The sequence below is a fragment of the Streptomyces aurantiogriseus genome, from assembly GCF_014649375.1.
GTDB lineage: Bacteria > Actinomycetota > Actinomycetes > Streptomycetales > Streptomycetaceae > Streptomyces > Streptomyces aurantiogriseus.
The window spans coordinates 89,001-96,327 of the sequence record NZ_BMSX01000032.1 but is presented as its reverse complement, the minus strand read 5'-3'; the positions used below and the strand labels follow the sequence as shown (position 1 = coordinate 96,327).

The following is a 7,327-nucleotide window of genomic DNA, read 5'->3' as shown; positions in this document are numbered from 1 at the left end:
GCGACGAAGCCGAGCGCGTCTTCACCGTCTGACGCCTCCCAGCTCTCCCCCGTTGAATCTTTGTTGAACCTTGATCCGCTCCATCCTCATCCGCCGCGGCGATCCCCACCGCGGCGCGACCTAAGAAGAAGGTCTCCGCTCCGATGAACGTGTTCCTGTGGATCCTGCAGGGCGTCCTCGCCGCGCTGTTCGTGGCCGCCGGCGTCACCAAGGCCACCCAGCCCCGCGAAAAGCTCATATCCCAGCTGCCGTGGGTCAGTGACGTCTCGACACCCGTGGTGCGTCTGATCGGCGTCGCCGAACTCGCCGGCGGCCTCGGGCTGATCCTGCCAGGTGCTTTCGACATCGCCACGGTGCTCACCCCGCTGGCCGCCACCGGCCTGGCTGTGATCATGGTCCTGGCCATGGGCCTCCACGCCCGCCGCAAGGAGCCGCAGGCCATCGGGTTCAACGCGATCCTGCTCATCGTCGCCGCGGTCATCATGTGGGGCCGGTTCGGGCCCCACTCCTTCTGACCACCCGGTCCCCCGCCCCTTCACAGCGGCCCGGTCCGCGACCACGCCGGTCGGGCCGCTCCCTCTCAACCCCTGTCCGCCTACCGGAGACGACCGTGGAACTGGGCATCATCTCCCTGTCCGACCTGCAGACCGACCCCGCCACAGGAAAACTGCACGACCCGGGGCGCCGCACCCGCGAGATCATCTCCTACGCCATCGCCGCCGACCAGGCCGGCCTGGACGTCTTCGGTCTCGGCGAGCACCACAGCTGGGACTTCGCTGTCGCCAACCCCGCCGTCCCGCTGGCCGCGATCGCCCAGGCCACCAGCCGTATCCGGCTGGCCAGTGCCGTGTCGGTGCTGTCCACCGCCGATCCGGTCCGGCTGCACCAGGACTTCGCCTCCCTGGACCTGATCAGCGATGGCCGCACCGAGATCATCGCCGGGCGCAGCGCGTTCGCCGAGGCGTTCCGCCTGTTCGGCGTGGACCTCGAGGACTACGACGACGTGTTCACGGAGAAGCTGCGGCTGCTGCTCACCATCCGTGAGAACCCCGAACACGTCACCTGGCGCGGGCGGTTCCGCCCGGCCATGGACGGCCTGTCCGTCCAGCCCCCGCCCCAGCAGCCGCAGTTGCCGCTGTGGCTCGGCGTGGGCGGCACCCCCTCCAGCGTGGAACGCGCCGGACGCCTCGGCCTGCCCATGGTGCTCGGCCTCATCGGCGGGGACATCCGACGTGCCCGCCCCCTCGTCGAGCACTACCGCGCGGTCGGCACCGCAGCCGGCCACCGCCCCGACCGGCTGCGGCTCGGCAGATCCGGCCACTTCTACGTCGGCCGCACCTCCCAGGGCGCACGCGACGACGTCTTCCCCTTCTACAAGGAATACGTCCGCCCCAAGCCGCCCACCGGACGCGGCTTTCACATCGGACGCGCCGATTTCGACGCCGCAGCGGTATCGTTCGGCGCGCTGATGGTCGGCAGTCCCCAGGAGATCATCGACAAGATCCTCGCCGAACGCGAAGTGCTCGGCATCGACCGTTACATCGGCCAGGTCGATTTCGGCGGCATGCCCGCCGGGATGGTCCACGACTCGATCGAGCTTCTCGCCACCGAGATCGCCCCCGTCATCCGCAGGGAACTCGCCCCGCCGGCCGGACCGGCCGCAGCCTGACGAACAGCTGAACCGGCGTCGCGGACGTCGGCGGCCACGATCTTGCGACATGCGCACCCTGTTCGAAAACGACGACCGACCTGAAAGCCTCGACGAGGATCGCGGCGTAGGGATTGACCAACACCCGGTCGACGTAGGACAACCCGGTCGCTCAACTCCTTCTGCGGGGTCTCAGCACCCGCAGGACGCTGACGTAGTTTCCGGTGCCAGGCATCGAGCATCCGCGCAGTTCGCCGGACCAGCGGTCACCGGCATGCCCGGTGCAGCGGAGTTCGTCGGCGTGACCCGGGTCGTCGTCACCGGCGGTCGTGTCACAGTGGAGGAAGACGCGGTCCGCGTCGAGGCAACGAAGTGCGTGGTGTTGTTGACCCGGATGGACGGGTCGTCGACTCCTGTGGACGCCAAGGCGCTGAGCGAGGCACTGCTCGCCGAGTACGACGAGTTGCTCGCCCGCCACGCCCCCATCCACGGCGAGCTCTACGACCCCGGGCGGAACTCGACCTGAGCGTGTCCGACAGCGACAGGGCTGCGACTCGATGCCCCCGCCACGCGCGCCGAGCTGCGGTTCGCACTGCAACCTGACGACCGGTCCTGAGCAGGATCGGGGCCGCGGTGCCAGCCGAGATGCCGAAGCCGGCCGCGGGCTGCGCGAGACCGTTGTGCCGACGCATCGTGACCCACTCGAATCAGCGGGGCGCTGAGAGCCGCTACCAGCTGACCCGGGAGGCGGCCGATCCCGCGTACTCGACTCGTGCGCGAGCCGGGATGGTCCCCGAGATCGCCGCCCGCACCTATCTGGACCCGGACGGGCTACGCGGCGTTCCCGCCGGGGCCGCGCTCCCACACGGCATCACACACGCCGCGCTCACGTCGAACTCGGCGGTTTCGGTGGTCACGGATTCGTCGGCAGCCTGAGAATCGTCTGCGCCGTGGCGTCAGGGTTCGCGTTCGTCTGGAGCACGTTCATCATCCTGTGCTCGAACAACCAACCGGCGTCCATCCAGTTCACGCGGGACCTGGCGGAACACCAGCATGTACGACATCTGGGTCGCCTTGTCACCCTCGATGGTGATGACGTTGTCGCTGGTGACACACACGGCAGAGAAGAGATGTCCCGTCTTTCCGAAGCCAATGTCGACAGGCTCTCCATGCTCCTGGGCGTCAAAGTAGGCTGCGATGGCCGCTCTGCCCTCGAAGCGCGCGGCCGACTCGAGTACGCCGTTCTCGGTGAAGGCTGCGGCGCAATCGGCGCCGCGTATCTGGTTGGCCATGTGATTGAAGCGTGCGGTAAGGCCACGGATGGCCAACTCGTCGGCGACTGTCCACCGTGGGGCCATCGCCGCCAGCCCCCTGGGCTGCGGCGGAGCGCGGTCTGGCACCCCGCGCTCCGCCGAGCCGCCTGGGTCCGGTTCGCTCAGACTGCTGGGGTCACCGGGCGCAGTACGTAGTCGTGGGTCACGGTGTGGTAGGGCGCATCCAGGCCGCGCGCCTTGAAGTCGGCCGGGTCGTCGTGGAGCTGTGTGGCGTGCACGCTGGACTCGGGCGTCGTGCGGGGTTCGAGGGTGTTGCCGACCCTCGGGTCGCCTTGAAAGTGGGACTGCGTGGTCAGCGTGTGGAAGCCGGCGGCGGTGACGATCGCGTGGATGTGCAGCGGGCGGGTGTCGACCCGGTCCAGTTTCTTGATGAGCCTGCCCAGGGGGCCGTCCTCGGCGATGCCCATGACCTCGATGCCGGGCATGACCGTGCGGTACTCGAAGCGGCCCTCATCGTCCGTGAGCAGCTTTCCGCGCAGGTTGAACGGGGGCAGGCTCTCGTCAAGGTCTATGACCAGAGGCCGGATCATCTCCGCGGTCAAGTTCGAGTAGTCGCCCTTGGCGTTGGTCATCCAGATGTCGAGCTCCGCGCCCGCGATCGGCTCGCCGCTCGTGGAGCGCACCTGTCCCGAGACGAAGAGCGCCTCGCCGGGTTCGTCGGGGCGCATGGGCAGCGCGTACGGGCGTTCCAGGACCGGCGCCCCGGGTACATAGGCCGGTCCCCTGCCGATCCAGGGGCTCGCACCGTCCTTCTCCGGATTCGCGTACGCGGCGCCCGGGTTGGCCTCCAGTACCGGATGCATGAAGAACTGGTAGATCGTCATGGGTATTTCGCCGGCTTCGGCGAGTTCCAGGGCCCATGCGATGGCTCGCTGGAACTCCTGCTCGGTCACTCCGTGCTTGATGATCAGATCCGCGATCGTCGACTGGAGGTCGTCGAAGACGACCTGGAGCCTGGTGCTTTCCGACGTACTCATCAAAGTCCCCTGCCGGTGGTGGGCGTCGGGCCGCGACGGCCCGGATCCCTCAAGTGGATATGGTACTCCAGTTGATGTTACATCAACTGGAATGGCTTATCCAATAAACCTTGTCCCGTAACTGCTGGTCACAGAATGTGCCCAACTCGGCGTCGGAGCCGTCTTGGACAACCCCGTTCACGGCACTGAATCCGCGCCCCCCTACCTTGTTGCGTACGTCCGCGCCCGGGAGGGAAACGTCGCCGGGCCGAAGCAAGGACCGCATGCGGGCGAGGAGGCCGGGTCGTTCGGCGGGCAGCAGGTTGCCGATGGGAACGCCCAGATTTGACCCTCTTGTGCGACGTTCATAAGGGCGCGTCAAAGAGGGACGCGGGTGGCCGTGGGCGAAGAACTACCTCGGCACAGCCTTGCCGCGTCAACGCCCGCTCAGCGTGACATCCGCGTTGTATGGAGGAAGACCAGCAGTTTCTGGTGCGGTTCATCACAAATACGGCTGATCAGGATCCCGGCGGCAGGTCCTGCTCGGTCCAGATGCACTTGCCGTCTCCGAAGAAGCGGGTGCCCCAGCGCCGGGAGAGGGCGGCAACCAGGTGGAGGCCTCGACCCCCCTCGTCCGTGTACCCGGCGCGCCGGATGCGCGGGGTGGTGAGGCTGTGGTCGTACACCTCGCAGATGAGTGACCGGCTGCGCAGGAGACGCAGGCAGATGGGTCCCTGTGCGTGCCGGACCACGTTGCCCACCAGCTCGCTCACCAACAGCTCGGTGGTCATGGCCAGTTCGTCCAGCTCCCAGACGCCGAGCCGGTCTCGGACGTGGGCTCGGGCCTGTCCGGCCGCCCTGGGGTCATGGGGCAGGTCATAGGAGACGACGTCGGCGGCGGGGGTGCCGTGGATGCGGGTGATGAGTAGTGCGGCGTCGTCGGTGGTTCCCTCCCGATCGGGTACCAGGGCCGAGACGATGTGGTCGCACAGCCTGTCGAGATCGCCTCCGTCGTCCGGCGGGTCGACGTCGAAGTACGGGGTGCGGCTCACTTCTTCGGCCAGGGTCCGGCGCAGCTGGACGAGGCCTTCCTCCGTGTCCCGGGTGGCGGACTCGACGAGACCGTCCGTGCAGAGCACCAGCAGGCTTTCGTCGGGCAGGTGCACCTCGTGGACGTCGAAGGGCGGTTCGGCGGCGCCGAGGGGAGGGTTGACGGTCAGTTCTGGACTGTGCACCGTACCGTCGGGATGCACCACGAGTGGCGGCGGATGACCTGCCAGGCAGAAGGAGCAGGTGCGCGCGACCGGGTCGTAGACGGCGTACGCGCAGGTGGCGTAGTGGTCATAGCCGAGGTCGCCGACGAGTTCGTTGAGGTGGCCGAGGAGTTCGGCCGGCTCCAGCTCCAGGTCGGCGAGCGTGCGGACGGCCGTGCGGAGTCGGCCCATGGTCGCGGCCTCGGTGATGCCGTGCCCCATGACGTCCCCGATCACGATGGCCACGCGGTCGGCGGACAGCGGGATGACGTCGTACCAGTCGCCGCCGGCCTCGTCCCCGCCGCGCCCTGCGGGAAGGTAGCGGGCGGCGGCGGAGGCGGCGGGCAGGGAGGGCAGCGTTCTGGGCAGCAGGTCGCGCTGGAGTCCCTGGGCCCGGGTGTGTTCGACGTCGTACAGGCGGGCCCGTTCCAGAGCCTGGGCGACCAGGCCGCTCAGTGCGGTCAGCAGGGTGCGTTCCTCCTCGTCGAAGGAGCGCGGCCGGGCGAAGGAGACGACACAGCAGCCGACGGCGTGACCCGAGGCGATGAGCGGGAGGAAGGCCCATGCCTGCATGGGCGACATCGCGGTCAGGCTCTTCAGGTTCGGATAGAGCTCGATGAAGGCGGCCGTGGACTCGACGAACGCCGGGGTTCGGGTGCGCAGCGCCTCGGTGACCGCGGTGTTGGCGGCCAGCGGGATGCCGTCGATCCTGCTGAGGAACTCATGCGGGTAGCCGACGGAGTCGACCACCCTCACTCGTCCGCCCTCCAGCGTCTCCACCACCAGTCCGTCCGCGCCGAACGCCGGCAGCACATGCTCCGCGACCGCCCGGACCACGTCCTGCGACGTCACGGCCTCAGCGAGGGCCACGGTCAGCACGCCCATCCGGGCGGTGCGCGCGGCCATCGCCCCTTCCTCCGCCGAGCCCGCGCCCTGCCCCAGCCGACGGTCGGTGACGTCGAGGAACGAGACCGCCAGCCCGCTGCCCGGCACGGGGTCGAGCCGGACGTAGTAGAGCCGCTGGTCGGTCGGCCAGCGCACGTCGAAGCCGACCGGCCGGCCCTCAGCGGCTGCCCGTCGGCACTGGGCCTCCAGGCCGTGGACACGGGTGGCGGGAAAGTCCCAGAACACGGTTCCGGGCTGTACCCGTCCGGCGGCAAGCAGGCGCTCGGCCTCCTCGTTGGCGAAGGTGACCCGCCAGTCGTCGTCGACCGTCACGAAGCCGACACGCAGGCCGCGCAGCGTACGGAGGAACGGCCCGTGCGGCACGTAGGTGCCGTCGGATGCCGGTGTGTCCAGGTGCTCGGCGGCCCATGCCGCCACCGACCGGAGCAGGGACCACTGGTCGGGGTCCGGTGCCGCGGATGCCACGGTGAACACCGACAGCGCGCCCACCGGCCCGTCGGGGCCGGGCAGCGGCACGGATGCCGTACCTGATGCCCCGACCCCGGCGACATCCCCGGTCAGCCAGACCTCGGAGACACCCCGGACGGCGCGGGCAGGCGCGCTGTCACCGTCCTCCGGGAGACCGGCCCATGCCTCGGTGACCGCGGGAGCGAGCCCGCTGACCGCCATGAGCCTCAGCGCTCCGGATCCGGGGTCCCGCCGGTGTACCACGCCGCCGAGTCCCCCCAGACCTGCGGTCGCCTGCTGCAGGGCCAGCAGCAGGGCCCGGTCGCCGGGCAGTCCTGCGGCCGCCGACGCCAGCAGCGCCAGCCGCGTCGGCACCGCCGCCCCGGCATGGCTCGCACGCTCCGCGGATTGAGCCGACACATCGCCTCCAGCTGGCTCGCGCCCTGACCGCACAGGAGCACGGCCGCGAGCCCGACGTAACCCACAGTAGTTTGTGTGGGGCCCACAGGCTCCTTGTGCTACCGGACTCCGCAGAGCCGCTACGCGGTCGCGAGGGGACTCACGAAGAAGTTGCTGAAGCCGCCGCTGCGCCGCGCCGTGCCGCTGATGGCCTCGTTGACGCGTTTGGGGGATGGACAACGTGTTCCAGCGGGCTCAGGTCGAGCGGTCCGGCCGCCACCATGTCGGCCATCGCCTGCCCCTCCCCCGAGGTGAACCATGCCGAGCCGATCATGGCCAGGCAGCTCGGTGGCGACGCACCAAGAACGGCTCCGCCGCGAGTGG

7 protein-coding genes are annotated in these 7,327 nt (G+C 69.3%); 4 read left to right on the top strand and 3 right to left on the bottom strand.

All coding sequences use genetic code 11. The features are described from left to right. Positions 1-143: 143 nt before the first annotated feature. The 4 genes from IE263_RS42685 (at position 144) to IE263_RS42670 (ending at position 2,584) form a co-directional block, all read left to right on the top strand. Positions 144-515, top strand: a complete 372-nt coding sequence (locus IE263_RS42685; protein WP_189943513.1) for a DoxX family protein — start codon at positions 144-146, stop codon at positions 513-515. Between the two features lie 95 nt (positions 516-610). Further along, a complete protein-coding gene (locus IE263_RS42680) occupies positions 611-1,669 on the top strand; it encodes an LLM class flavin-dependent oxidoreductase (protein WP_189943512.1) in 1,059 nt (352 codons plus the stop codon). A 253-nt stretch (positions 1,670-1,922) separates the two neighbouring features. After that, a complete protein-coding gene (locus tag IE263_RS42675; RefSeq protein WP_189943511.1) occupies positions 1,923-2,174 on the top strand; it encodes a hypothetical protein in 252 nt (83 codons plus the stop codon). 167 nt (positions 2,175-2,341) lie between these two features. Continuing rightward, on the top strand, positions 2,342-2,584 hold the full coding sequence (locus IE263_RS42670) for a hypothetical protein (protein WP_189943510.1): 243 nt from the start codon (positions 2,342-2,344) through the stop codon (positions 2,582-2,584). A 20-nt stretch (positions 2,585-2,604) separates the two neighbouring features. Here the strand turns inward: IE263_RS42670 and IE263_RS42665 are convergent, their stop codons facing one another. From IE263_RS42665 to IE263_RS42655, 3 genes are all read right to left on the bottom strand, one after another. Beyond that, positions 2,605-3,006 carry a nuclear transport factor 2 family protein gene (locus tag IE263_RS42665; protein WP_268256135.1) on the bottom strand — a complete coding sequence of 134 codons (402 nt, stop codon included), beginning with the start codon at positions 3,004-3,006 and terminating at the stop codon, positions 2,605-2,607. Between the two features lie 77 nt (positions 3,007-3,083). Beyond that, positions 3,084-3,959, bottom strand: a complete 876-nt coding sequence (locus IE263_RS42660; RefSeq protein WP_189943508.1) for a dioxygenase family protein — start codon at positions 3,957-3,959, stop codon at positions 3,084-3,086. A 497-nt stretch (positions 3,960-4,456) separates the two neighbouring features. After that, positions 4,457-6,964, bottom strand: coding sequence for an ATP-binding SpoIIE family protein phosphatase (locus IE263_RS42655; RefSeq protein WP_229911473.1), 2,508 nt, complete (start codon positions 6,962-6,964; stop codon positions 4,457-4,459). Positions 6,965-7,327: the final 363 nt, after the last annotated feature.

Excerpts from the sequence above, each read along its gene's own strand:
- IE263_RS42660 (WP_189943508.1), bottom strand. The coding sequence starts at position 3,959 with ATGAGTACGTCGGAAAGCACCAGGCTCCAGGTCGTCTTCGACGACCTC.
- IE263_RS42675 (WP_189943511.1), top strand. The coding sequence starts at position 1,923 with ATGCCCGGTGCAGCGGAGTTCGTCGGCGTGACCCGGGTCGTCGTCACC.
- IE263_RS42685 (WP_189943513.1), top strand. The coding sequence starts at position 144 with ATGAACGTGTTCCTGTGGATCCTGCAGGGCGTCCTCGCCGCGCTGTTC.
- IE263_RS42665 (WP_268256135.1), bottom strand. The coding sequence starts at position 3,006 with ATGGCCCCACGGTGGACAGTCGCCGACGAGTTGGCCATCCGTGGCCTT.